Raw genomic sequence first — 24463 nt, 5'->3', positions numbered from 1 at the left:
CGCCCCTCGGGCCGCGCGACGCGGTGCCCGGTGAGTGAAGGACTGAGCTGGTGAACCGAGACCGGGGACACCCCGCACGCCGGGTGCACCCATCCGAGCACCCGACCAGGCCGATCCAGCGCAGGCCGGCCCCGCCGCAGGCCGAGCGCGGCTGGCACGCCGCGCCGACCCAGCCGATCCCGGCGGTGGTGCCCGAGCCGGGCATGGACCAGGCCGCCGAGCAGGCGGCGGAGCAGACGCAGGTGATCCGCCCGGTCTCGCCGGGCCGCAAGTCCTCGCTGCTGCGCTCCAGCGGTTCGATGGCGATCGCCACCCTGATCAGCCGGATCACCGGCTTCCTGTGGAAGCTGATGCTGGGCTGGACGATCGGCGTCGGCGTGGTCAACAGCTCGTTCACCGTCGCCAACAACCTGCCGAACAGCATCTTCGAGTTCCTCATCGGCGGCGTGCTGACCAGCGTGATCGTTCCGGTGCTGGTGCGGGCGGGCAAGTCCGACGCCGACGGCGGCGAGGCGTACGTGCAGCGGCTGCTCAGCATCTCGGTGGTGGTGCTGGGGATCGGCACCGTGCTGTCGGTGATCGGGGCGTCCTGGCTGGTCGCGCTCTACGCCTCCGGCGAGGACAAGGGCAACCCCGAGCTGGCCACCGCCTTCGCCTACTTCCTGCTGCCGCAGATCTTCTTCTACGGGATCAGCGCGCTGATCAGCGCGATCCTGCAGTCCAAGGAGATCTTCAGCCCGCCGGCGTGGGCGCCGGTGGTCAACAACCTGGTCGTCATCGCGACCATCGCGGTCCTGTGGCTGCAGCCGGGCGAGCTGGTGATCGACCCGGCGCGGTGGCCCGCGTCGCAGACGATGCTGCTGGGCATCGGCGTGACGCTCGGCGTGGTGGCGCAGGCGCTGATCCAGATCCCGGCGCTGCGCCGGACCGGCATCCGGTTCCGCTGGCGCTGGGGCTGGGACCGGCGGCTGACCGAGTTCGGCGGCCTGGCGCTGTGGATGATCGCCTACGTCGGCATCAGCCAGCTCGGCCTGATGGCGATGAGCAAGGCGGGCACCAGCTCCGGCACCTGGGCGATGTACAACACCGTCTGGATGCTGCTCCAGCTGCCCTACGGCGTGATCGGCTTCTCGGTGATGACCGCGATCCTGCCGCGGATGAGCTCGGCGGCGGCCGACGGCGACCACCAGCGCGTCATCGACGACCTCTCGCTGGGCAACCGGCTGTCCACCGTCACGCTGCTGCCGATCAGCGCGGTGATGTGCGCGCTGGGCACGCCGATGGTGCTTGCGCTGCTCGGTTTCGGGGAGAGCGCGGGCGACGTCGACGAAATCGGCCTGGGGCTGGCGCTTTCGGCTTTCGGCGTCCTGCCGTACGCGATCACGATGATGCAGATGCGCGTGTTCTACGCGATGAAGGACGCGCGCACGCCCACGCTGATCATGGTGATCATGACGGCGTTCAAGATCCCGCTGTCGCTGTGGTCGACATCGCTGGAGACGCCGGTGCAGGTGCTCGCCGCGCTGACGATCATCAACTCGGCCAGCTTCGTGGTCGGCTGGCTGGTCGGCGAGGTCTGGCTGCGGCACCGGATCGGACCGCTGGGCAGCAGGCGTTTCCTCGTCACACTCGGCAAAACCCTGGTCGCCTCGGTCGTCGGCGGTGCGCTGGGCTGGCTCGCCGCGGTCGGCATCGACGCGATCGTGCCCGGCCCGGCCGGGCCCGGGACCGGCTGGCTCCAGTCCGTCCTCGGCAGCGTGATCGCGCTCGCGGCGATCTTCGGGCTGATGTGGGTGCTGCGGGTGGCCGAACTCCAGCCCGCGATCGGGCGGCTTACCGGTTTGCTGCGTCGTCGATAGGTTCCGCGTCACGTACCCTCGAACGGGAAGTCTCCTTTCGTGGGGGAGGGGGTGTCAGGTGCCCCCGGCTGGACCGGAAGGAGCGGGAGAGGGAAGGTGACCAGCAAACCGACCGAGCAGGTGGCGCCGGAACGCGAGGACATCGCCGGGAGCGAGGGCAAGGAACAGGGCCTCACTCCCGGTTCCGTGTTGGACCATGGGCGTTACCGGCTGCTGGCGCAGGTCGGCACAGATCCCCGCTGCGACGCGCAGCTGTGGCGCGCGAAGGACGGGGTGCTCGGCCGCGACGTCGCGCTGACGATCCTCGTCGGCGACCGCTCCGACTCGGAGGCCTCCGGCAACGCGCGCCGCACCCTGGAACGCGCGATGCACGCCAGCACCTTCAACCACGTCGGCGTCGCGCGGGTGCTCGACGTCGTCACGCAGTCGCCCGGTGATCCGCAGGGCGTGCTCGGCGTGGTGATCGCCGAGTGGACCCACGGCACCGACCTGCTCGACCTGATCGCCGAGGGCCCGCTGCCGCCCGGCACCGCGGCCCGCCTGCTCCAGCCGCTGGCCGCGGCCGTCGAGGCGGCGCACCACGCCGGCCTGGTGCTCGGCGCCGACCACCCGCAGCGCATCCGGGTCACCCCGGACGGCGAGATCCGGATGGCCTTCCCCGGTCCGCTGGCCAAGGCGACCTCCAGCGAGGACGTCCGCGGGCTCGGCGCGGCGCTGTACCTGCTGCTGACCGGCAGGTGGGCGCTTCCGGACGGACCGGAGGGCGTGCCGACGGCACCGACCGGCCCGGACGGCACGATCGTCTCCCCGCGCACGCTGCGGCCGACCGTCCCGCTGGAGCTGTCCACCGTCGCGGTCCGCGCGCTCGGCAGCCCGGACTCGACCGGCACCACCGGCGGTGTCCGCACCGGCGCCGCGGTGCTGCGCGTCCTGGAGCAGCACGCGACCTTCGAGTCCGCCGCCGCGGCCGACCAGGCGGCCACCGCGACCAAGGGCGAGAACGAGGTCTGGCGCACCGAGGACCCCAAGCCCGACCAGGCCAAGCGCAAGAAGCTGATGATCAGCGTCGGGGTGCTCGCGTTCGCGACCCTGCTGGTCGTCGGCTGGCTGGCCACCGGGCTGATCGGGATGTTCACCCAGAACGAGCGCGACACCGGCAACAGCCAGGTCGTCACCGACCCGAACAGCGACCAGGCCGGGCAGCCCGGCCAGCCGCCCGCGGAGCCGACGCCGATCGGGATCACCGGCGGTTCCTCCTACAACACCAACGGGGAAGCCGACGCGCCGAACCGGGTCAAGAACCTCTACGACGGGGACCCGGCGACCGACTGGCGGACCTTCGACTACTTCCAGCAGCTCGGGCCGGGCGGCATCAGCAACGGCACCGGCGCGGTGCTCGACCTGGAACGCCCCGCCACGCTGCGCGAGATCGTGATCAACTCGCAGAGCGCGGGGGCGCACGTCGAGATCCGCACCGTCGAGGGCGCGCCGAGTGCCACCGGCGGTCAGCTGATCGGATCGGCCGATCTGCGGGCGGGCGACACCCCGATCGAGATCCGGATGTCCGGTCAGACCAAGCAGATCCTGGTCATCCTGACCAAGCTCAACGGCAACGGCGGGAAGTTCGGCGCGCAGATCAACGAGGTCACCGTTACCGGCTGATATCAGTCTGCACGCGGGCGGCGGTGCACCGCTGCGTGGTCAGTAGAGTGCTCTACCGTGTCTGTCCCCGTCAGAACGGACGCCGACCTCATCGCGGCGCACACCAACGGAGATCCGCACGCGTTCTCCGAACTCTTCCGCCGGCATCGCGACCGGCTGTGGGCGGTGGCGCTGCGCACGATGCGCGACCACGAGGAAGCGGCGGATGCGCTGCAGGACGCGATGATCTCGGCTTTCCGAAACGCCTCGTCATTCCGTGCCGAATCGCAGGTCACCACGTGGTTGCACCGCATCGTGGTGAACGCCTGCCTGGACCGCATCCGGCGCCGCCAGGCCAGGCCGACGGTCCCGCTGCCCGACACCGGACCCGCCGAACCCGCGGTGCCCCGCGACGCCATGGCCGAGCAGGACACCCGGATGGCGGTGCAGGACGCGCTCGCCGAATTACCCGAGGACCAGCGGGCTGCGATCGTGCTGGTCGACGTCGAGGGCTACTCGGTCGCGGAGACCTCGACGATGCTCGGAGTCGCGGAGGGCACGGTGAAGAGCCGCTGCGCACGCGGGCGAACCAAACTGGCGAAACTTCTGGGACACCTGCGGAACCCAAGTGCAGATGCGAACGTCCCAGATGACGCCAAGGCCATGCGTCGACGGGAGGGACGATGAGTGGCGAAGAACGGCGCTCGGGGGCGCCGCAGGGCCCACCGTGGTCCCTGGATCTCCTGGCTGATTTCCACGCCGGAGTGCTCGACCAGGAGACCTCGGACCGGGTGCGGGTCCAGATCCAGGAGGACCCGGAGGCCAGGGAGGTCCTGGCCGCGCTGGACGCCACCACGTCCGACCTCTCCGACCTGCCGCCGCTGACGATCCCCGACGACGTGTCGGCGCAGATCGACGCGGCGCTGGCGGCGGAGGTCAAGGCGTGGTCGGCGGAGACCGCCGAGCCGCAGGCCCAGGTCGTGGACTTCGCCGCGGCCAAGCAGCGCAGGCGGCGCCGGTTCACGCTGGGCGCGGGGGTCCTGGCAGCAGCCGCCGCGGTCGCCGGGATCGTGGTGTTCTCCAGCGGCCTGGTCGGGCCGGGCGACACCAACTCGGCGCAGCCGCCTGCGGGCACTCCCAGCGGACCTCCGCCGCTGGCCTTCCAGGGCGAGGTCCGGCTGGAGGGGCAGGAGTTCTCCGAGGCGCTGGACAAGCCGCAGTACATCTCGTCGCTGGCCGACCCGAAGCAGCTCGTCGGCTGCCTCCAGGCCAACGGCGTGCGCAGCGGGAACCCGATGGGGGCGCGGGAGGTCACGCTCGACGGCAAACCGGGCCAGCTGCTGATCCTGCAAGGCGGCGGGATCGGCCGGTTCCGGCTCTTAACGGTCGGCCCCGACTGCGGCCCGGGCAACCCGGCCGTCATGTCGGACACCACCATCGGCGGTTGACCGGCAGCACTGCGCGGGCCCGGGGTGCTCCCCGGGCCCGTTTCGCTGTTCCTGACGGGCTGTCACCGGTCGGCTACCCGGCCCAACACGCGTGGTGAGTTCAACTACAGGCCCCAACTGGCCCAAAAGTGCGGGAACAGAGCCGCCTAGGATCGCGTTCACCCAGATAAGTTCGCGCAGAACGAGGCGCGGCGGGAGACGCGATACGGAAGGGGCACGGTGACTGACGACGTCCGCAATGTGATCATCGTGGGCTCCGGCCCGGCCGGTTACACCGCTGCGGTGTACGCCGCTCGAGCGGAGCTCGAACCACTGGTCTTCGAGGGCAGCCAGTTCGGCGGCGCGCTCATGACCACTACCGACGTGGAGAACTACCCCGGGTTCCGCGAAGGGATCATGGGGCCGGATCTGATGGAGCAGATGCGGTCGCAGGCCGAGCGCTTCGGGGCCGAGTTGCGCGCCGAGGACGTCGAGTCGCTCGAACTGGCGGGCGAGGTCAAGACCGTCGTCGCCAACGGCGTCACCTACCGGGCCAAGGCGATCATCCTGGCCATGGGGGCCGCTGCCCGCTACACCGGAGTCCCCGGCGAGGAGGAGCTGCTGGGTCACGGCGTGTCGGCCTGCGCGACCTGCGACGGGTTCTTCTTCCGCGACCACGACATCGCCGTGGTCGGTGGCGGGGACTCGGCGATGGAGGAGGCGACCTTCCTGACCCGCTTCGCCCGCTCGGTGACGATCGTGCACCGCCGCGAGGAGTTCCGCGCGTCCAAGATCATGCTGGAGCGCGCGCGGGCCAACGAGAAGATCAAGTGGATCACCAACGCCAAGGTCACCGAGGTCGAGGGCGAGGGCAAGGTGTCCGGCGTCAAGCTGGCCGACACCGTGACCGGCGAGGCGTCGGAGCTGCCGGTGACCGGCCTGTTCCTGGCGATCGGCCACGACCCGCGCAGCCAGCTCGTGCGCGGTCAGGTCGACGTCGACGACGAGGGTTACGTGCAGGTGCAGGCACCGACCACGCACACCCGGCTGCCGGGTGTGTTCGCCGCGGGCGACCTGGTCGACAAGACCTACCGCCAGGCCGTGACCGCGGCGGGCTCGGGCTGCGCGGCGGCCATCGACGCCGAGCGGTGGCTGGCCGAGCAGGAGGCCGCGCCGACCGCGGAGATGGCCTCCGAGTTCGTCGGCGGCGGCTACGCCGCCCAGGTCACCACCCTCTGAACAACCGCAAACCCCCCACCGAAACAAGGGAGCAGAACATGGCCGGCAACACCGTGACCGTCGACACCGACACCTTCAAGTCCGAGGTCCTCGACAGCGACAAGCCCGTCCTCGTCGACTTCTGGGCGACGTGGTGCGGACCGTGCAAGATGGTCGCGCCGGTGCTGGAGGAGATCGCCGGAGAGCACGGCGACAAGCTCAAGATCGCCAAGCTCGACATCGACAAGAACCCCCAGCTGCAGCGCGACTACCAGGTGATGTCGGTCCCGACCCTGCTGGTGTTCTCCAACGGCGAGCCGGTCAAGCAGATCGTCGGCGCCAAGCCGAAGGCCGCGCTGCTGTCCGACCTGGCGGACTTCATCTGATCCAGCTGTGAGGTCGGACGCGATCCGACGCAACCGACTAACGCGGTCCTGCCGTCCATCCGATATGGGTGGAGTGGCAGGACCGCGTTTTCGCGCACTGCGCGCGATCAGGTGCGCACCCGCAGGTCCCGCGCTTCCCCGCAGTCGTCGATGGGCCGCAGCGCCGCTGCGCGACGGGCAAGGCACAATGAGCCAGTGGCTCCGGGGCACATCCGGGTCACACCACAGAAGGACACCGGGGGACTAGGACCATCCTTCGCGTCGGTCCCGCACCGACGCCTGAATCGAGCGAGGAGTGCATGCAGCTGCTCCACCGCGGTGACGTCGGTCCGGCCGTTGCCGAGATCAAGAACACTCTTGCTGCGCTGGGTCTGCTCCCGGCCCCGAACGGGCGCCCCGGCCCCGCCACTTTCGACGCAGCGGTGGAACACGCGGTCCGGGTCTTCCAGCAACAGCGAGGTCTCATCACCGACGGCGTGGTGGGCCCGGCCACCTACCGCGCGCTGACCGACGCCCGCTGGCGGCTCGGCGACCGCTCGCTGGCCTTCCTGGTCTCCAAGCCGGTCAGCGGCGACGACGTCTTCGCCCTCCAGGAGCGCCTGCTCGAACTCGGTTACGACGCGGGCCGCCCGGACGGCATCTTCGGCCACGAGACCGAGCAGGCCCTGCGCAGCTTCCAGCGCGACTACGGCCTCAACTCGGACGGCATCTGCGGCCCGGCCACCCTGCGCGCGCTCAAGCAGCTCGCGCCGAAGGTCCGCGGCGGGCGCCCGGTGTTCCTGCGGGAGCAGGAGAAGGTGCGCCGCTCCGGTCCCCGCCTGCGCGGCAAGCGGATCGTGATCGACCCCGGGCACGGCGGCGCCGACCGCGGCGTCTGCGTCGGCGGGGTCTCCGAGGCCGACCTGGTGTGGGACCTGGCCCGCAGGCTGGAGGGCCGGATGGTCGCCACCGGCATGGAGGCGCTGATCTCGCGCGGCCCGAACGCCTGCCCGCCGGACGCGGAGCGGGCGCGGTTCGCCAACGAGGCGGGCGCGGACATGTTCCTGTCCCTGCACACCGACGGCAACGCGTCGCCGCTCGCGCAGGGCGTCGCGAGCTTCCACTTCGGCACCGGCAACGGCACCACCTCGACCGTCGGCGAGGCCCTGGCCGGCTTCCTCCAGCGCGAGATCGTCGCGCGTACCGGCATGCGCGACTGCCGCACGCACCCCAAGACCTGGGAGGTGCTGCGGCTGACCCGGATGCCCGCGGTGCGGATCGAGATCGGCTACCTGACCAACGCCGACGACCGCAACCGCCTGCTCGACCCGCGGTTCCGCGACATCATCGCCGAGGGCCTGCTGGTGGCGGTCAAGCGCCTGTACCTGCTGGGCAAGGACGACCAGCCCACGGGCACCTTCACCTTCGACGACCTGCTGCGCCACGAGCTGGCCCGCGCGGAAGGCGCCTGAGCCCGCTCTCAGCGTGCGACCGGCCCTGGTCACACCCGAACCGAGGCGAGCGTCCTTCGGATCCTGTCCGGCCTTCTGAGCCGTTGTTTCACGTGAAACCGGTCAGCGCCCGAAGGCGCCGCCGAGCGCGGGCTCGGCGGTCTTGACGGTGACGCTGCCGAGCAGGCGTTCCAGCGCCGCCTCGACGTCTTCCTTCCAGGAGATGGCGGTCCGCAGTTCGAGCCGCATCCGGGGCCACTTCGGGTGCGCCCGGACCGTCTTGAAGCCGACCCGCTGGAGGAACCCGGCCGGGATCACGCACCCCTGCGCCGTCTCCTGGAGGTCGGCGAACGCCTCGACCGCCTTCACCCCGCGCTTGGTCAGGTCCTTGGCGACGTTCTGCACCAGCACCCGGCCCAGGCCGCCCTGCTCGAACTCTGGCGAGATCCGCAGCGCGGTCAGCAGCACCGCGTCCGCGCTGACCGGGGCGGTCGGGAAGGAGGCCGCTCGCGGCACCGCGGCGGGCGGGGCGTACATCGCGTATCCGGCGGGAACGTTGTCGACGTAGATGATGCGTCCGCAGGAGCCCCATTCCAGCAGCACGCTGGACACCCAGGCTTCCTTTTCCAGATCGGTCTCGCCGAACTCCTCGGCCTGCTCCCGGACGTGCGGCGCCAGTTCCCAGTACACGCACCGGCGGCACCTCTGGGGCAGGTGGTCGAGGTTGTCCAGCGTGACGCCGACTACACGTCGCGACACCTGACCTCCTGGCACCCGCAAGGACCCGCGCTGCAGCTCGCGGGACGGGGTCAGGATATGCCGCAAGCACCGGCATCGGAAGGTACGCGGGTCCCGGCACCGAGTCCCGATGGGGTGAGATGGATTACCGCCGGACCGGTTTCTGCGAGGCGCCCGTTACACGACGACACTGTTACCGCGATAACACGGTTAGAATCGCGCGATCGTCCGCCAGCAGGAGACGATCACCACAGCGCACGACGAAACCGGAGCGCGGAATGCCAGATCAAGGAAGCCAGCCGACCGACCGCACCCTCGACAAGCAGGGAGCGGCACGCAACCTCGATGCGCACCTGGACCGCTACGCCCAGCGCACCGCAGGTATGACGGCCTCCGAGATCCGAGCTCTGTTCGCCGTGGCCAGCCGCCCCGAGGTGGTCTCGCTGGCAGGCGGCATGCCCAACCTCGCCGCGCTCCCGCTCGACTCGATCGCCGGCGAGGTCGCCCGCCTGATCTCCGCGGACGGCCAGGCCGCGCTGCAGTACGGCTCCGCGCACGGCGTGCCGGAACTGCGCGAGCAGATCTGCGAGATCATGGCGCTGGAGGGCATCTCCGCCCACCCCGACGACGTGATGGTGACCGTCGGCTCCCAGATGGCGCTCGACATGGTCACCCGCATCTTCTGCGACCCGGGCGACGTGGTCCTCGCCGAGGGCCCGTCCTACGTCGGCGCGCTCGGCTCGTTCACCGCCTACCAGGCCGACGTCGTGCACGTCGCGATGGACGACGACGGCCTCCAGCCGGAGGCGCTGCGCCAGGCGATCCGGGACGTGACCGCCAAGGGCAAGCGCATCAAGTTCCTCTACACGATCCCGAACTTCCACAACCCGGGCGGTGTCACGCTCGCCGTGCAGCGGCGGGCGGAGGTCCTGGAGATCTGCCGCAACCACGGCATCCTGGTGCTGGAGGACAACCCGTACGGCCTGCTCGGCTTCGACGGCCAGACCTACCCGGCGCTGCGCAGCCTCGACCCGGACAACGTGGTCTACCTCGGCTCGTTCTCCAAGACCTTCGCGTCCGGCCTGCGGGTCGGCTGGGTGCTGGCGCCGCACGCGGTGCGGGAGAAGCTGGTCCTGGCCGCCGAGTCGGCCACGCTGTGCCCGCCCACACTGAACCAGATGATCGTGTCCCGCTACCTCAGCTCGCACGACTGGCAGGGCCAGATCAAGGTCTTCCAGGAGCAGTACCGGGAGCGCCGGGACGCGATGCTCGGCGCGCTCGAACAGCACATGCCCGCGGGCTGCTCGTGGACCCGGCCGGACGGCGGGTTCTACGTGTGGCTCACCGCCCCGGAGGGCGTGGACACCAAGGCGATGCTCCCGCGCGCGGTGACCCAGCGGGTCGCCTACGCGTCGGGCACCGGCTTCTACGCCGACCAGCTCGGCAGCCGGCAGATGCGCCTGTCGTTCTGCTACCCGACACCGGAACGCATCCGGGAGGGCGTGCGGCGGCTGGCCAACACGCTGACCGACGAGATGGAGCTGGTGCGCACCTTCGGGTCGGTTCCCCAGCGAGCGGTGCCGGGCCCGCAGGCTCCGTCGCCGGACACCGCGTAATCTGTTCCGCACCAACGATTTCCAGCCGTTCGGTCCACTGTGCAGTGGTGTTCGCGCCACGTGCACAGTGGACCTGTCAGTTTCAGGGGTGTTCGAAGAGTGTCCGATCGCTGGGTCGCCGTGCTGGCCGGAGGGCTGTCGCACGAGCGTGAGGTTTCGCTGCGGTCCGGCCGCCGCCTGTCCGCGGCGCTGCGCTCCGTCGGCGTCACCGTCGCGGAGTGGGATGCCGACTCCCGCCTGCTGTCCCGGATCTCGCAGGAGCGGCCGGACGCGGTCGTCGTCGCGCTGCACGGTGGCGAGGGGGAGAACGGGGCGGTCCAGTCGGTGCTGGACATGTTCGGCATCCCGTACGTCGGCACCGACCCCCGCGCCTGCCGACGCGCGTGGGACAAGCCGACCGCGAAAGCGGAGCTGGCCCGGGCCGGGCTCGCCACGCCGGACTGGGTCGTGCTCCCGCACTCGACGTTCCGCGAGCTCGGCGCCCAGGCGGTGCTCGACGCACTTGTCGCGAAGCTCGGCCTGCCGCTGATGCTCAAGCCCGACCAGGGCGGCTCGGCGCTCGGCGCGCACGTCGTGCGCGACGCCGCCGATCTGCCCTCCGCGATGGTGGGCGCGCTGTCCTACGGCGACACCGTTCTGGTCGAGCAGTTCATCGAGGGGACCGAGGTCGCCATCGGCGTCCTCGACGGACCGGACGGACCGACGGCGCTGCCCGCCGTCCAGATCGAGGCGGCCAACGGCGTCTACGACTACACCGCCCGTTACACGGCCGGCCTCACCACTTACCGCGCTCCCGCGGAGCTCCCGGAGGAGACCGCGGCGGCGGCCGGGGAACTCGCGGTCGCCGCGCACCGGCTGCTCGGCCTGCGCGACGTGTCCCGGACCGACGCGATCATCGACCGCGACGGCACGGTCCACTTCCTCGAAGTGAACGTCTCGCCCGGGCTGACCGAGACCTCGCTGCTGCCGATGGCGATCGAGGCCGCCGACCGGTCTCTGGGAGAGGTCTTCGCGACGCTCGTGGAACGAGCGATCTCCCGGGGCTGATGTTTCACGTGAAACAGGGCCCGCCGATCCGGCGGGCCCTGTTTGCGTTCCAGCCCTCTGAAGCGCCAGATTTGTCCAGTTCTATTGATCGTCACCGTGACGAAAGACCCCAGGGTTATTGATCACGGGATTCGCGGCCCTTTTCGTTCAAGATCAACTCGCCGAGCCGCTCCAGGTCGTCGACCGAGCCGAACTCGATCACGATCCGGCCCTTCCGGCGTCCCAGCTCGACCTTCACCTTGGTGTCCAGCCGATCCGACATCCGCTCCGCCAGTCCCTGGAGGCCGGGGGCCTGGAGCTGCTTGCGCGCTGTCTGCTTCGGCTTCGCCGGCGCCTCGCTCTTCTTCAGCGTCACGGCTTCCTCGGTGGCTCGCACCGACAGCCCCTCCGCGACGATCCGCGAAGCCAGCTCCTCCTGACCGTTCGGCTCTTCCAGGCTCAGGAGCGCGCGAGCATGACCGGCCGAGAGCACACCCGCAGCGACGCGCCGCTGCACCGGCATCGGCAGGCGCAGCAGGCGGATCGTGTTCGTGATGACCGGTCGGCTGCGTCCGATGCGGTCGGCCAGCTCGTCGTGCGTCACGTCGAACTCGTCCAGCAGCTGCTGGTACGCCGCCGCTTCCTCCAGCGGGTTCAGCTGCACCCGGTGGATGTTCTCCAGCAGCGCGTCCCGCAGCAGCGCGTCGTCCTGCGTCTGCCGGACGATCGCCGGAATGACCTCCAGGCCCGCTCGCTGCGCCGCGCGCCACCGGCGCTCGCCCATGATGAGCTCGAACTGGTCGGCCCCGACCTCGCGGATGACGATCGGCTGCATCAGGCCGAACTCGCGGATCGAGTGCTCCAGCTCGCTCAGCGCCTCCTCGTCGAAGACCTGCCGCGGCTGCTTCGGGTTCGGCGTGATCGCCGAGATGTCGACCTCGCGGTAGACGGCCCCGGCCACCTCTCCGCTGGTTTCACGTGAAACCTCGGGCTCCGCGGAAGCGGTAGCCGGAGTGGAGGCGGGGGAGGGCGGGGTCCCGAATCCGGCCCCGCGGACGGCAACCCCGTTCGGCCCGCCTTCGGCGGGCGGGCCGCTCGGGATCAACGCGGCGAGGCCACGGCCGAGGCCGCCTTTTCGCTCGGTCATGCTGTCTTCCTCTCGGCACCACGTTCGGCGATCTCCCGCGCCGCGTCGAGATAGCTCATGGAGCCGCGCGAACCCGGGTCGTAGGTGAGGACGGTCTGACCGAAGCCGGGCGCCTCGGAGATCTTGACGCTCCGGGGGATCACCGTTCGCAGGGTCAGGTCGCCGAAGTGGCCGCGGACCTCGCTGGTGACCTGGTCGGCCAGCTTGGTCCGGCCGTCGTACATCGTCAGCAGGATCGTGGACACCCACAGCGCGGGATTGAGGTGCGACTGGACGAGCTCGATGTTGCGCAGCAGCTGCCCCAGCCCCTCCAGCGCGTAGTACTCGCACTGGATCGGGATCAGCACCTCGTGCGCGGCCACGAGCGCGTTCACCGTGAGCAGGCCGAGCGACGGAGGGCAGTCGATGAAGACGTAGTCCGGCGCGAGCTGCTCCAGCGCCTCGGAGTTGAGCGCCTCCTTGAGCCGGCTCTCCCGGGCGACCATCGTGACCAACTCGATCTCGGAGCCGGCCAGGTCGATCGTCGCCGGGACGCAGTGCAGGTTCTTCGACTGCGTGCTCTGCGCGGCGGCGTCGGCGATGCTGATCTCGCCGAGCAGGACCTCGTACACCGACGGCACGCCCGACCGGTGATCGACGCCCAGCGCCGTGCTCGCGTTGCCCTGCGGGTCGAGATCGATGACGAGCACGTTGAGACCCTGCAACGCCAGACCGGCGGCCAGGTTCACCGTGCTCGTCGTCTTCCCGACGCCGCCCTTCTGGTTCGCCACCGTGAGGATGCGCCGGCGGTCGGGACGGGGGAGCTGCATGGTCTCCGGGTGCAGCACCCGGGTCGCCCGCTCCGCCTCCTCCATGATCGGAGTCCAGCCGATGTCCTTCGAACCGAACTCGCTCATCGACTGCTCGTCTCCACCCGCTCCCGCAGCGGGGAAGCGCATACCGCCCACGGCGCGTCCCCTTGTTTCACGTGAAACACGACCCGCTCCGTTCGACTCCGGATTCACCGTCAACGATCCTTCCTCGTCCGACGCCCGCCGTCACGACGCCGACCGGACGTAGTTCGGGGCGATCCCGCTCCGGGGTGGGACCGGGCAGCCCGCTCGACCACTACGACGGTCGTCGGCACTTCGAGCACTCCGTCACCGCAAGACACAACTTCTGCACGGCCGCCACCGGCCGCCTGGATCGCCGCCGCGTCCCGTTCGAGCTCCTCCGCCGCGGTGGAGCCCTTCAGGGCCAGCAGCTTGCCGTCCGGGCGCAGCAGCGGAAGGCACCACTTCGCCAGCCGTGCCATCGGTGCGACCGCGCGGGCGGTCACGACGTCCTGACCGCTCAGTCGTTCCCGCACCGGGCCCTCCTCGGCACGTCCGCGCACCACCTCGATGTCGAGGCCGATCTCCGTGCTGACTTCCTGCAACCACGCCACCCGCCGAGCCATCGGCTCCAGCAGGGTCAGTTCAAGGTCCGGGCGAGCGATCGCGATCGGAATGCCCGGCAATCCCGCCCCAGAGCCTACGTCCACCACCCGGCAGTTCGGTGGTAGCAACTCCGCGAGTACCGCAGAGTTCAGCAGATGTCTTTCCCAGATCCGGTCCACTTCACGCGGACCGATCAGCCCGCGCTGGACACCGTGTTCCCGGAGCATCTCGGCGAACCGTTCAGCCGCTGCCAACCGGTCGCCGAACACGGTCCGCGCGACGTCCGGAGTCCGACCCGGTTCACCTTCTGCTGCCGTCACAGTCTTCCATCCCGATGTCGATGTTTCACGTGAAACGGCCCGTGGATTCGAGCCGTCCTGACTAAGCCTGCCGGATCGACTTCGAGGACCCGACACCAACCCATTGGTGTTGTTTCACGTGAAACACGAAGGCGCCCCCGCGGTCCGCAGACCACGGGGGCGCCCCGGTGACGAGCTGTCAGCTCTTGAAGACGACGACCTTCCGGTTCGGCTCCTCGCCCTCGCTCTCGCTGTGGACACCGTCCACGGCGGCCACCGCGTCGTGGATGATCTTCCGCTCGAACGGGGTCATCGGACGCAGCCGGGTTTCCTTGCCGGACTCCAGCACGCTCTCCGCCGTGGTCCGGCCGAGCGTGGTCAGCTCCTCGCGGCGGTCCGCGCGCCAGCCGGCGATGTCGAGCATGAGCCGGCTGCGGACGCCGGTCTCCTGCTGCACCGCGAGACGGGTCAGCTCCTGCAGCGCTTCGAGCACCTGGCCGCGGGCGCCGACGAGCTTCTCCAGATCGTCACCGCCGTCGATGCTCACCACCGCGCGGCCGGCTTCGACGTCGAGGTCGATGTCGCCGTCGTAGTCGAGCAGATCCAGCAGCCGCTCCAGGTAGTCGCCCGCGACGTCGCCCTCCTGCACCAGCAGCGCCTCGGTGTTGCTGGGGGACGACTCGGACGATGTCGCCTCGGCCTGGCTCGGCTCCTGCACAGTCTCAGACACTGGGTGTCTCCTCTCCAGGGGTACGCGACCGCCTCACCGGGACTCGCCCGGCTTGTCGGTGTCGCGGGAACGGTCTTCGATCACCCCGGGGATCTCACCGGGTTCGTCTTGGGCGGCCTCGCTCGACGGCTTCGCCGGAGCGGCCGGGGTCTCCGCGCTCACCACGGTCGAGTCGACGACGGTGGCGGTGCCGGCCTTCTCGGCCTCCTCGCGGTCGATCCGGCGGTAGACCACGCGCTGCTGCGCCAGCGTCCAGAAGTTGTTGGCCAGCCAGTAGATCAGGATCGCCAGCGGCAGGAACGGGCCACCGATGATCGCGAACATCGGGAACAGCCACAGCGTCATCCGGTTCATGACCGCCGTCTGCGGGTTCTGCGCGACGTCCGCGGTCTGCCGCTGCACGCCGTGGCGCGCGGTGAAGTGGGTGGCGATCGCGGCGGCGATCATCAGCGGCACGCCGACGATCAGCATCGAGGTGCGGTCGGTCTGGAACTGCGCCAGCACCTCCGGCGCCTGGCTGATGGTGTTCGACAGCTTCGCGCCGAACAGGTCGGCGGCCACGAACGAGGAGACGTCCTCGGCGTTGAACACGAAGTTCGACGCCGCCCCGGGGTGGAACCCGTTCAGCACGTGGAAGAGACCGATGAACACCGGGATCTGCACCAGCATCGGCAGGCAGCCGCTGATCGGGTTGAACCCGTGCTCGGCCTGGAGCTTCTGCATCTCCTGCGCCATCTTCTGGCGGTCGTCGCCGTACTTCTCCTGCAGCGCCTTGATGTGCGGAGCGAACTCCTGCATCTTCTTCATCGAGCGAACCTGGTGCACGAACGGCTTGAACAGCAGCGCGCGGAGCGTGAACACCAGGAAGACCACCGACAGCGCCCACGCGATGCCGCTCGCCGGATCCAGCACGAAGCCGAACACCTTGTGCCAGAACCAGAGGATGGCCGACACCGGGTAGTAGATGAAATCGAGCACTGAGCTACTCCTCGGCAGGGGACTGGGTCGCGCGTCGGGGCGGTACCGGGTCGAGTCCGCCCGGGTGCCACGGCCCGCACCGCAGCAGCCGCCGAACGGTGAGCCAGCCACCGCGAACGGCACCGTGCACGGTCAGCGCCTCGACCGCGTACGCGCTGCAGCTCGGGTAGAAGCGGCAGGTCGGCGGCAGCAGGGGAGAGATGACCTTGCGGTAGACGTGCACCGGAACCAGCAGCACCCAGGCGAGCGGGCTCGCCCGCCGAGCGCGCGGCTCGCCGTCCTGCACGTCTGACGTCCGGGCGTTCGCCGGAGTCGCGGGGTCGTCTGCTGCCATCAGGTGGAACTCGTCGAAGGGCGTGGGGCCTCGGGTACGAGCACACGGAGCTTGCGCAACGCCGCGTCCAGATCCGAACCGAGGTCACGGCTCGGGGCGTCGGCCGCCGGAGGTAACGCGCGTACCACCACCAGTGTGCCAGCGGGCAACAGCGCGAGGCGGTCGCGCATGAGATGGCGGAGCCGACGGCTCACCCGGTGGCGGACGACGGCGGTCCCCACCGCCTTGCTGACGACAAAACCCACCCGGGGCGACTCGCTCGGTTCCCGGGTGGGTGCCGTGTCCACGTCGGCTTCCGGGGACGTCCGCTCGCGGTCCGATCGCGCTGCTGAAGGCCGCGGGACCGCGCCCAGCTGGGCACGCGTCGCCGCGTCCGGTTGCAGCAGGTGGACCACCAGGCGGGAACGCCCGGCTCGGCGACCGCGACGGACCACCAGGCGGAACTCCTGGTTCCTGGTCAGTCGGGCAGCCGCAGGAAGCACAGGTCGGCTGTCAGGCGGTCAGGCTGGCGCGACCCCTGCGGCGGCGCGCGGCCACGATGGCCCGGCCCGCCCGGGTGCGCATGCGCAGCCGGAAACCGTGCTTCCTGGCACGGCGGCGGTTGTTCGGCTGGAAGGTGCGCTTGCCCTTGCTCACGGTCGGATCTCCCGGTTACTACAGGCACAATGGCCACGCTGGCCATGCGGGTCTGGTCAGGTGTCCCGTTTTCTCAAGCCGCAGCCGCTGAAACCGACACCGAGCGGTGTGCGTGGCACCTGATTCGTCAGGGCAGCGACGTGCCCGCTCGTGAAGCGGGGGACTGTACGAGGGTACGCAGTGCCCCCGGGCGAGTCGAACCCGGGGTCGGCCTCCAGCTTCCCACACCGGCGATCACGCCTGTGCGCCGTGGGGCGCTTGTGACCGCGAGCGCCCCTTGTTAGCGTGCGCATCTGCGAATCGGCCCGACGAGGTGGGAGTCCTCGGGCCGCCCGGGAGTGCGTGGCCCGGAGCGCAGCGCAAACCAGCGGTTGACCGGAGCTGCGGGGACCCACGGGGGATCTTCGAAGCATCCTGTCGTACCTTCGTACACAGTTGTGGACAACTCTGTGGACATCTGTCCCGACAGGTGCCCCCGGAGGTCCGACCCGCTCGTCGCAGCGCCCGCCGAACCACTCGCGGAACGTGGTCCGGCCTGGGGCAGCAGCGGTGCGGGTCGTGCGCAGGCGAGGGGAGGGGAGCACAGCGGTGTCCGACCAGGCGGATCTCGGCCGGGTCTGGGAAGAGGTGGTGCAGGAGCTGTCCTCCGGCACCCTTTCGCCCCAGCAGCGCGCGTGGATGCGCGTGACGCGGCCGATCGGTCTGCTGGACGGGACCGCGCTGCTGGCCGCTCCCAGCGACTTCGCCAAGGAGGCCATCGAGCGCGCCCTGCGCGAACCGATCACCGACGCGCTCTCGCGCCGGCTCGGCCGGGACGTCTCGCTGGCCGTCAAGGTCGACACCGCCGTGCCCGCGCCGCCGCGCCCGGCGCCCGGCGACGCGTCGTGGCCGACCCGCGACTCGATCACCGGCACCGAACGCCCGCCCGGCTTCGGCGACTCCGGCGTGTCGACCTTCATCTCGCCGCAGGCCTACGGCCAGCAGCCGCGCCCGGAGAGCTTCAGCACGCCCGTCCCGTCGCCCGGTGGCGACGGCCACTACACGCCGGTTCCCGACTACTCGGTCCCGGACTACTCCGTCTCCGACTACCCGACGACCGAGTACCACGACTGGCCCACCGCGGCGGAGCTGACCGGTAGCCAGCCCGCGATCCCGGCGGAGCCGGACGCCGAGCCGACCGCGGAGGCCACCGAGGACGAGGTCGACGAGGAAGGCGAGGCGATCGACGCGGCCAACGAGATCTGGCCGACGTTCAGCCGGGGCCAGTCACCGGAGTCGCAGCAGGGCCAGCCGTTCACCGCGCCGAAGCACGCACCGCCGACCTCGCAGACCCGGCTGAACGCGAAGTACACCTTCGACACCTTCGTCATCGGCGCGTCGAACCGGTTCGCGCACGCCGCCGCGGTCGCGGCGGCCGAAGCGCCCGCCCGCGCCTACAACCCGCTGTTCATCTGGGGCGAGTCCGGTCTGGGCAAGACCCACCTGCTGCACGCGGTGGGCCACTACGCGCAGCGGCTGTTCCCCGGCATGCGGGTGCGGTACGTCTCCACCGAGGAGTTCACCAACGACTTCATCAACTCCCTGCGCGACGACCGCCAGGTGGCGTTCCAGCGCAGGTACCGCGATGTCGACGTGCTGCTGGTGGACGACATCCAGTTCCTGGAGGGCAAGGAAGGAACCCAGGAGGAGTTCTTCCACACCTTCAACACGCTGCACAACTCGAACAAGCAGATCGTCGTGTCCTCGGACCGCCCGCCCAAGGGGCTGCGGACGCTGGAGGACCGGCTGCGGACGCGGTTCGAGTGGGGTCTGATCACCGACATCCAGCCGCCCGAGCTGGAGACGCGGATCGCGATCCTGCGGAAGAAGGCGGCCCAGGACCGGATGAACGCGCCTGCCGACGTGCTGGAGTTCATCGCGGCGCGCATCGAGCGCAACATCCGCGAGCTGGAGGGCGCGCTGATCCGGGTCACGGCGTTCGCGTCGCTGAACCGGCAGCCGGTGAACGTCCAGCTCGCCGAGATCGTGCTCCGGGACCTGATCCCGGACTCGCAGACCCCGGAGATCACCGCGCCGACGATCATGGCGGTGACCGCGGAGTTCTTCAGCGTCACCATCGACGACCTGTGCGGCCCCGGCAAGACCAAGGCGCTCGCGCAGGCCCGGCAGATCGCGATGTACCTGTGCCGCGAGCTGACCGACTCGTCGCTGCCCAAGATCGGGCAGAGCTTCGGCGGGCGCGACCACACCACGGTCATGTACGCGGACAAGAAGATCCGCAAGGAGATGGCCGAGCGCAGGCGGGTCTACGACCAGGTGCAGGAGCTGACCTCCCGCATCAAGCAGCAGTCGCGTTCCGCCTGACGCGTCCCTTCCCCTCACGTCTCCCCGGTGGATGCTGTCCTGAGCCGGGGGCTTCACCTTCGCTGCGGGCGCGAGATCTTTCTGTTGCCCCACCCCGGTCCGAGCGGACACCTCCGCCAGAAAAGATCGACGCGGGCGCCCGAGGGTCGGAGGTGGGCCGCAGTGCCGGCCGCCGCACCGGCGATCTGAGCTCGAAGCGCCGTCCCGCACCGCGGTGATCGGGCTTCGCCCGTCCTCGGACCCCTCGCCGCAGGCGCGGAATCTTTCTGCTGACCCACCCTGACCTGGCCGACCCGGTCCAGCAGAAAACTTCCGCCGCGCCGGAACGCCCGCCGCACAGGGGCGAACTGCTACCCACTGTGCCTTGTCGATCTCTCTCCGTGCACATCGGGTCCTTCGGGCGCCCGGGACTTTTCTGGGGACAGGGGTGGGCTTCACCTCACCGCCGCGTCAGAAAAGTCCGCGCGGCCGGAGCTGTCCACAGGCAGTTCATCCCCAGCCCTGACCAGGTCGTCTTGCCGAGTTGCCCACAAGCTGTGCACAGGTAGCCCACAGGTATCCGGGAGTTGACCACAGGATTCCCACAGATCCGCTCACAGCACGATCGGCTGAGCTGCCGAAATCGGGCTGGGTTGGGTACAACTCGGCGCACAGCTGTGGATGGAGGTGTGGATAACTGTGGACAGCTGTGGATCATCTGCGGACGGGCCGAAGTTGTCCACCACCCAGATGAACCATCCACCGGTTACACACAGTGCTCATCCACAGCCCGACACGCGCGATGACCAGCGCAAACATGAGCTGTCCCCATTATCCACAGCCCCTATTACTACTGCGCTCTTTTCTTCTCTTGATTGAAAAAAGAGAAGAGAAGTAGGGGCGGTGGATAAGTGGACAACTCGCGGCGGCGGTCGCGGTGGGGCCGCCGGAGTGCCCGGACCCGGATGCGGCGATCAGCGCGAACGCTCTACGGTGGAACTCCCGCGGAGGCCGCCCACTCGTTCTCCGGGCTCGCGGCAGTCGTGCGGGATCGCTCGGCGCCTCGTCGGCGCACGAAGCTGTTCGACCTCCAACGAGCCCCGGCTCGACCGCAGTTCTCCGGCAGCCGAGCCACGGCTGGACCCGAAAGGACACCCATGAAGATCCGCGTGGAACGTGACGGTCTCGCCGACGCCGTCGCCTGGGTCGCGCGCAGCCTGCCGTCGCGGCCACCGGTTCCGGTGCTCGGCGGCGTCCTGCTCGATGCGAGCTCGGGCGAGGCGCTGACCATCTCGGGCTTCGACTACGAGGTCTCGGCGCAGGTGACGATCGAGGCGTCGATCGACTCCACCGGCAAGACGCTGGTCTCCGGCAGGCTGCTGGCCGACATCACCAAGGCGCTGCCGAACCGGCCGGTGGAGCTGACGGTCGACGGTTCCCGCGTGACGATCACCTGCGGCAGCTCGAAGTTCAGCCTCCCGACGATGCCGGTCGAGGACTACCCGGAACTGCCCGCGATGCCCGACCACGCCGGCTCGGTCCCGGGCGACCTGTTCAGCGAGGCGGTCTCCCAGGTCGCGGTCGCGGCGGGCAAGGACGACACGCTGCCGATGCTCACCGGCGTCCGGATGGAGATCAACGCCGACCGGCTGACCATGGTCGCCACCGACCGGTTCCGGCTGGCGATGCGGGAGTTCACCTGGGAGCCGGGCACTTCGTTCGAGGACACCGCGGTGCTGGTCCCGGCCAAGACGCTGTCCGACTCGGCCAAGACCCTCGGCAGCGGCGGGAACAAGGTGGAGATCTCGCTGGCCTCCGGGGACGGCCTGCTCGGCCTGTCCGGCAGCAGGCGCCGCAACACCACCCGGCTGCTCGACGCGGAGTTCCCGAAGTACCGCCAGCTGCTGCCGTCGGAGAGCGCGGTCACCGCGATCATCGACGTCGCCCCGCTGGCCGAGGCGATCAAGCGCGTCTCGCTGGTCGCCGAGCGCGGCACCCAGGTGCGGCTGGAGTTCTCGGACAACGGGCTGCGGCTGACCGCGGGCGGCGACGACGAGGGCAGCGCGGAGGAGGAGCTGCCGGTGGAGCTCGTCGGCGAACCGCTGACGATCGCGTTCAACCCGGCGTACCTGCTCGACGGCCTCGGAGCGCTGAAGTCCGACCGCGCGCAGATGCTGTTCACCACATCGAACCGACCGGCAGTCATCAAACCGGTCGGGGAAGATGGTGAAGTGGCAGAGGGTTACCTCTACCTGCTGATGCCGGTCCGGTTGCCGGGCTGAGCGTCGCCCAGATGACGAGCGGTGGCGCGTCTGGCCACAGCCTCGCGCCACCGACAGTGAAGTGAGGGAGTCGGGTTTGCAACTCGGACTAGTCGGCCTCGGCCGGATGGGTTTCAACATGCGCAAGCGGCTGCGCGCCGCCGGGCATGACGTCGTGGGCTACGACCGCGACCAGGAGGTCAGCGACGTCGCCTCGATCGCCGACCTGGTGCAGAAGCTGGCCGGACCGCGGATCGTGTGGATCATGGTGCCGCACGGTGACCCGACCCGGCAGACGGTGGAGGCGCTCGCCGAGCTGCTGTCCCCGGGCGACCTGGTGATCGAGGGCGGGAACTCGAAGTTCACCGACGACCAGGCCAACGCCGCGCTGCTGGCGGAGAAGGGCATCAAGTACGTCGACGTCGGCGTGTCCGGTGGCGTCTGGGGTGCCGAGAACGGGTACGGCCTGATGGCGGGCGGTGACGCCGAGGACATCGAGCGCGCGATGCCGGTCTTCGACGCGCTGCGGCCGGAGGGTCCGCGCGAGGAGGGCTTCGCGCACGCGGGGCCGGTCGGCGCGGGCCACTACGCGAAGATGGTGCACAACGGCATCGAGTACGGCCTGATGCAGGCCTACGCCGAGGGCTTCGAGCTGCTCGCCGCTTCCGACGTCGTGACCGACGTCCCGGCGACGATCAAGGCGTGGAGCCGCGGCACCGTCGTCCGCTCCTGGCTGCTGGACCTGCTGGTCCGCGCGCTGGACGAGGACCCGGAGCTGGAGCAGCTCAAGGGCTACGTCAGCGACTCCGGCGAGGGCCGGTGGACCGTCGAGGAGGCGATCAACAACGCGGTGCCCGCGCCGGTGATCACCGCGGCGCTGTTCGCGCGGTTCGCCTCGCGGCAGGACGACTCGCCTGCGATGAAGGCGGTCGCCGCGCTGCGCAACCAGTTCGGCGGGCACGCCGTCCAGAAGAGCTGAACCCGGCGCGGAGGTCCGGCAGGCCCAGCGACGTGCCCCGGACCGACTCGTCGACTTGTCGACATTCCGGTGTCGGGCGCTTGGTCCGCGGACCTGTGGACAAAGTTCCGGTGTCGGCCTTGCCGGCCCGCGCCCACGACTAGGTTGGACCGCCGTGTACGTCCGCCATCTGCAAGTGACCGACTTCCGCTCCTGGCCGCACGCGGACCTGAACTTGGAGCCCGGCCCGACGGTGCTCGTCGGCTCGAACGGGCAGGGCAAGACGAACCTGGTCGAGGCCCTCGGTTACGTCGCCACCCTCGGTTCGCACCGGGTGGCGACCGACGCGCCGCTCGTGCGCGACGGCGCGTCGCGCGCGGTCGTGCGCACCGCCGTGGTCAACCAGGGGCGTGAGCTGCTGGTCGAGCTGGAGATCACGCCGGGCAAGGCGAACCGGGCGCGGATCAACCGCGGCGCGGCGGGCAAGCCGCGCGACGTGCTCGGGATCCTGCGGACGGTGCTGTTCGCACCGGAGGACATGGCGATGGTCCGGGGCGATCCCGGGGAACGCCGCCGGTTCATGGACGATCTGCTGGTCGCGCGGGCTCCGCGGTTCGCGGGCGTGCGGTCCGACTACGAGCGGGTGCTGCGGCAGCGGAGCGCGCTGCTGAAGTCCGCGGGCGCGGCGCGGCGCGGGGGCGCCGGTGCGGACCTGTCCACGCTGGAGGTCTGGGACGGGCACCTGGCGCGTTACGGCGCGGAGCTGCTGGCCGGTCGGCTCGACCTGGTCGCGGCGATCGCACCCCATGTGACCAGCGCATACGCCAGCGTCGCCGCGACCGACGAGAGCACCGCGCCGTCCGGGCGGGTGGCCGACGTGCGCTACCGGAGCAGCCTCGGGGACGCGTTGCCGGAGGGGTACGGGGTGCCGCTGGGCAAGGAGGCCGACGCCGAGGTGCTGGAGTCGGCGCTGCTCGGCGAGCTGGAGCGGGTGCGCCCGCAGGAGCTGGAGCGGGGCGTGTCGCTGGTCGGACCGCACCGCGACGACCTGGAGCTGGTGCTCGGCGAGCTGCCCGCGAAGGGGTATGCCAGCCACGGTGAATCGTGGTCGTTCGCGCTGGCGTTGCGGCTGGCGTCGTACCACCTGCTGGCCGACGATGGCGCGGAACCGGTGTTGATCCTCGACGACGTCTTCGCCGAGCTCGACCGCCGCCGGAGGTCCCGGCTGGCCGAGCTCGTCGCGGGAGCCGAGCAGGTGATCGTCACCGCGGCCGTTGCCGAGGACGTCCCGGCGGAGCTCACCGGCGTCCGGTTCGACGTGCGCGAAGGTGAGGTGCGGCGTGCGGAGTGACGACGCCCAGGCCGGCGGTGAGAGTGCACGCGGAGTGACCCAGGACACTCCAGAAATCCCCACATCTGGGGATAACTCTGTGGATGGTGTGGATAACTCTGTGATCACGGTCGGTTCCGACGGCGCTTCGCTGCGCGGACCGGACCTCGCGCGGGCGGCGCTGCAGGCCGCGCGCGAGCAGTCCAGGACCAAGCGCGGCAAGGTCAAGCGCGGCCGTCCCGGTGCTGGTCAGCGACGTCGTCGCGGCTGGTCGGGGCCGGGTGCCGACGAGCGCGACCCGCAGCCGCTGGGGCGGCTGGCGTCCCGGATCGCGACCGAACGCGGATGGGTGGACCACCTTTCGGGTGGCCGGGTCTTCGGCGAGTGGGCCTCGCTGGTAGGAGGAGACGTCGCCGAACACACCAAACCGGTGGGGCTCAAGGACGGCGAGCTGACCGTGCAGGCCGAGTCCACCGCGTGGGCCACCCAGCTGCGGCTGCTCCAGCGCCAGATCATCAAGCGGATCGGCGACGTCGTCGGCAAGGACGTCGTGCGCCGCATCAAGGTCCAGGGCCCCGCCGCCCCGAGCTGGCGGCACGGCCCTCGCCACATCCCGGGCCGCGGCCCGCGCGACACCTACGGCTGAGGCGCGCGGAGCGGCGCGCAGAGGGTGCTCGCCGCTCTCCGA

The 24463-nt window shown here is 70.2% G+C and carries 22 protein-coding genes and 1 pseudogene; 14 read left to right on the top strand and 9 right to left on the bottom strand.

Features of this window, described 5'->3' with window-relative positions; genetic code table 11:
* The first annotated feature begins 50 nt into the window (after window positions 1-50).
* The 7 genes from murJ (at window position 51) to ABD691_RS33370 (ending at window position 7982) form a co-directional block, all read left to right on the top strand.
* Window positions 51-1859, top strand: a complete 1809-nt coding sequence (gene murJ, locus ABD691_RS33400; protein WP_344686368.1) for a murein biosynthesis integral membrane protein MurJ — start codon at window positions 51-53, stop codon at window positions 1857-1859.
* A gap of 96 nt (window positions 1860-1955) precedes the next feature.
* Window positions 1956-3521, top strand: a complete 1566-nt coding sequence (locus ABD691_RS33395; protein ID WP_344686367.1) for a protein kinase family protein — start codon at window positions 1956-1958, stop codon at window positions 3519-3521.
* A 57-nt stretch (window positions 3522-3578) separates the two neighbouring features.
* The gene (gene sigM / locus ABD691_RS33390; RefSeq protein WP_344686366.1) at window positions 3579-4187 is read left to right on the top strand and encodes an RNA polymerase sigma factor SigM; all 609 of its coding nucleotides are present in this window, start codon (window positions 3579-3581) and stop codon (window positions 4185-4187) included.
* Entirely contained in the window at window positions 4184-4948 is a 765-nt protein-coding gene (locus tag ABD691_RS33385; RefSeq protein ID WP_344686365.1) for an anti-sigma factor, read from the top strand. The genes sigM and ABD691_RS33385 overlap by 4 nt, the downstream gene beginning before the upstream one ends.
* Window positions 4949-5167: 219 nt before the next feature.
* Window positions 5168-6166 carry a thioredoxin-disulfide reductase gene (gene trxB / locus ABD691_RS33380; RefSeq protein ID WP_344686364.1) on the top strand — a complete coding sequence of 333 codons (999 nt, stop codon included), beginning with the start codon at window positions 5168-5170 and terminating at the stop codon, window positions 6164-6166.
* 38 nt (window positions 6167-6204) lie between these two features.
* Window positions 6205-6531 carry a thioredoxin gene (gene trxA / locus ABD691_RS33375; RefSeq protein ID WP_344686363.1) on the top strand — a complete coding sequence of 109 codons (327 nt, stop codon included), beginning with the start codon at window positions 6205-6207 and terminating at the stop codon, window positions 6529-6531.
* A gap of 299 nt (window positions 6532-6830) precedes the next feature.
* Window positions 6831-7982 (top strand): N-acetylmuramoyl-L-alanine amidase, encoded by a 1152-nt coding sequence (locus ABD691_RS33370; RefSeq protein ID WP_344686362.1) that lies wholly within the window; start codon window positions 6831-6833, stop codon window positions 7980-7982.
* 102 nt (window positions 7983-8084) lie between these two features.
* Here the strand turns inward: ABD691_RS33370 and ABD691_RS33365 are convergent, their stop codons facing one another.
* Window positions 8085-8720, bottom strand: a complete 636-nt coding sequence (locus ABD691_RS33365; protein ID WP_344686361.1) for a GNAT family N-acetyltransferase — start codon at window positions 8718-8720, stop codon at window positions 8085-8087.
* Between the two features lie 257 nt (window positions 8721-8977).
* On the opposite strand from ABD691_RS33365, the gene ABD691_RS33360 reads away from it, so the two are divergent.
* Together ABD691_RS33360 and ABD691_RS33355 are read left to right on the top strand one after the other, a co-directional pair.
* On the top strand, window positions 8978-10315 hold the full coding sequence (locus ABD691_RS33360; RefSeq protein WP_344686360.1) for an aminotransferase-like domain-containing protein: 1338 nt from the start codon (window positions 8978-8980) through the stop codon (window positions 10313-10315).
* 99 nt (window positions 10316-10414) lie between these two features.
* Window positions 10415-11362, top strand: a complete 948-nt coding sequence (locus tag ABD691_RS33355; protein WP_344686359.1) for a D-alanine--D-alanine ligase family protein — start codon at window positions 10415-10417, stop codon at window positions 11360-11362.
* A gap of 115 nt (window positions 11363-11477) precedes the next feature.
* Here the strand turns inward: ABD691_RS33355 and ABD691_RS33350 are convergent, their stop codons facing one another.
* The 8 genes from ABD691_RS33350 to rpmH all read right to left on the bottom strand — a co-directional run bounded on the left by ABD691_RS33350 (window position 11478) and on the right by rpmH (window position 16883).
* The gene (locus ABD691_RS33350; RefSeq protein WP_344686358.1) at window positions 11478-12488 is read right to left on the bottom strand and encodes a ParB/RepB/Spo0J family partition protein; all 1011 of its coding nucleotides are present in this window, start codon (window positions 12486-12488) and stop codon (window positions 11478-11480) included.
* Window positions 12485-13384: a ParA family protein gene (locus ABD691_RS33345; RefSeq protein WP_344686357.1), complete on the bottom strand. Its 900-nt coding sequence runs from the start codon at window positions 13382-13384 to the stop codon at window positions 12485-12487. Before ABD691_RS33345 ends, ABD691_RS33350 begins: the two co-directional genes overlap by 4 nt.
* 110 nt (window positions 13385-13494) lie before the next feature.
* Window positions 13495-14226, bottom strand: a complete 732-nt coding sequence (rsmG, locus tag ABD691_RS33340) for a 16S rRNA (guanine(527)-N(7))-methyltransferase RsmG (RefSeq protein ID WP_344686356.1) — start codon at window positions 14224-14226, stop codon at window positions 13495-13497.
* Window positions 14227-14404: 178 nt separating this feature from the next.
* A complete protein-coding gene (locus ABD691_RS33335) occupies window positions 14405-14935 on the bottom strand; it encodes a Jag family protein (RefSeq protein ID WP_344686355.1) in 531 nt (176 codons plus the stop codon).
* A 33-nt stretch (window positions 14936-14968) separates the two neighbouring features.
* Window positions 14969-15913 (bottom strand): membrane protein insertase YidC, encoded by a 945-nt coding sequence (yidC, locus tag ABD691_RS33330; RefSeq protein WP_344686354.1) that lies wholly within the window; start codon window positions 15911-15913, stop codon window positions 14969-14971.
* 4 nt (window positions 15914-15917) lie between these two features.
* Window positions 15918-16247, bottom strand: a complete 330-nt coding sequence (gene yidD, locus ABD691_RS33325) for a membrane protein insertion efficiency factor YidD (RefSeq protein ID WP_344686353.1) — start codon at window positions 16245-16247, stop codon at window positions 15918-15920.
* Window positions 16247-16681, bottom strand: a complete 435-nt coding sequence (gene rnpA / locus ABD691_RS33320; protein ID WP_425565219.1) for a ribonuclease P protein component — start codon at window positions 16679-16681, stop codon at window positions 16247-16249. Before rnpA ends, yidD begins: the two co-directional genes overlap by 1 nt.
* 58 nt (window positions 16682-16739) lie before the next feature.
* Window positions 16740-16883 carry a 50S ribosomal protein L34 gene (rpmH, locus tag ABD691_RS33315; protein WP_263250281.1) on the bottom strand — a complete coding sequence of 48 codons (144 nt, stop codon included), beginning with the start codon at window positions 16881-16883 and terminating at the stop codon, window positions 16740-16742.
* 588 nt (window positions 16884-17471) lie between these two features.
* Here rpmH and dnaA point away from each other — a divergent pair.
* The 5 genes and pseudogenes from dnaA (at window position 17472) to ABD691_RS33290 (ending at window position 24421) form a co-directional block, all read left to right on the top strand.
* The gene (gene dnaA, locus ABD691_RS33310) at window positions 17472-19247 is read left to right on the top strand and encodes a chromosomal replication initiator protein DnaA (RefSeq protein ID WP_344686350.1); all 1776 of its coding nucleotides are present in this window, start codon (window positions 17472-17474) and stop codon (window positions 19245-19247) included.
* 1136 nt (window positions 19248-20383) lie between these two features.
* Entirely contained in the window at window positions 20384-21508 is a 1125-nt protein-coding gene (dnaN, locus tag ABD691_RS33305) for a DNA polymerase III subunit beta (protein ID WP_344686349.1), read from the top strand.
* A 46-nt stretch (window positions 21509-21554) separates the two neighbouring features.
* Window positions 21555-22466 (top strand): annotated as a pseudogene (gene gnd / locus ABD691_RS33300) (phosphogluconate dehydrogenase (NAD(+)-dependent, decarboxylating)); the annotation flags it as partial.
* A 154-nt stretch (window positions 22467-22620) separates the two neighbouring features.
* The gene (recF, locus tag ABD691_RS33295) at window positions 22621-23796 is read left to right on the top strand and encodes a DNA replication/repair protein RecF (protein ID WP_344686348.1); all 1176 of its coding nucleotides are present in this window, start codon (window positions 22621-22623) and stop codon (window positions 23794-23796) included.
* A gap of 103 nt (window positions 23797-23899) precedes the next feature.
* Window positions 23900-24421 carry a DciA family protein gene (locus tag ABD691_RS33290; protein WP_344686396.1) on the top strand — a complete coding sequence of 174 codons (522 nt, stop codon included), beginning with the start codon at window positions 23900-23902 and terminating at the stop codon, window positions 24419-24421.
* The last annotated feature ends 42 nt before the right edge of the window (window positions 24422-24463 follow it).

The organism is Saccharopolyspora taberi (assembly GCF_039534165.1).
Classification (GTDB): Bacteria; Actinomycetota; Actinomycetes; order Mycobacteriales; family Pseudonocardiaceae; genus Saccharopolyspora_D; species Saccharopolyspora_D taberi.
Note: the sequence above shows the minus strand (reverse complement) of the source record. Positions and strands in the feature narration are given on the sequence as shown.